The 509-nt window shown below is 68.3% G+C and carries 1 protein-coding gene; it reads right to left on the bottom strand.

Annotated elements, in window-relative coordinates; translation table 11 throughout:
* On the bottom strand, positions 1-467 hold a 467-nt coding region (locus AC1DYG_RS19285; RefSeq protein WP_477641469.1), incomplete at its 3' end, for an SDR family NAD(P)-dependent oxidoreductase.
* Positions 468-509: the final 42 nt, after the last annotated feature.

The following is a 509-nucleotide window of genomic DNA, read 5'->3' as shown; positions in this document are numbered from 1 at the left end:
ACCGCATAGGGGTCCGATGCGTTGAGGCCGGGCAGATCGAAATCGAGGCCGGCTCGTTCCATGGCGGGCGTCCGGGTGACGCCGAGGACGAGCCCGAGAACGTCGACGCCGTGCTCGGCCATCTCGAGCCAGAGTCCCTCGGCGAAGACGCGGCTGAATGCCTTTGCCGCCGCGTAGATGCTCACGTGTTCGGCGCCGACGAAACCGGCCAGCGAGCCGAGCAGGATGATGCCGCCGCGGCCGCGTTCGCGCATCGGTGCGCCGAAGACCTGGGAGAGCTCCAGTTGGCGGTCGATGTTGAGCGTGAGGACCTTTCGGCAGGCGTCGAGGTCGCCGGTGACGAACTCGTGRCCGTAGGTGTTGGCACCGGCGTTGAAGATCAGCAGTCCCACGTCGAGATCCGCGGTGGTCTCCCGAATCCGTTCGACGGCATCCGCCGCCAGCAGGTCGACGGCGAGGGTGCGCACCTCGACTCCGTGGGCTCGCGCCTTGGCCGCGGTCTCCTCGAG

Source organism: Pedococcus sp. P1_H8 (genome assembly GCF_056405175.1).
The sequence above is the reverse complement of the archived record's forward strand: the minus strand, read 5'-3'. Positions and strand labels throughout refer to the sequence as shown.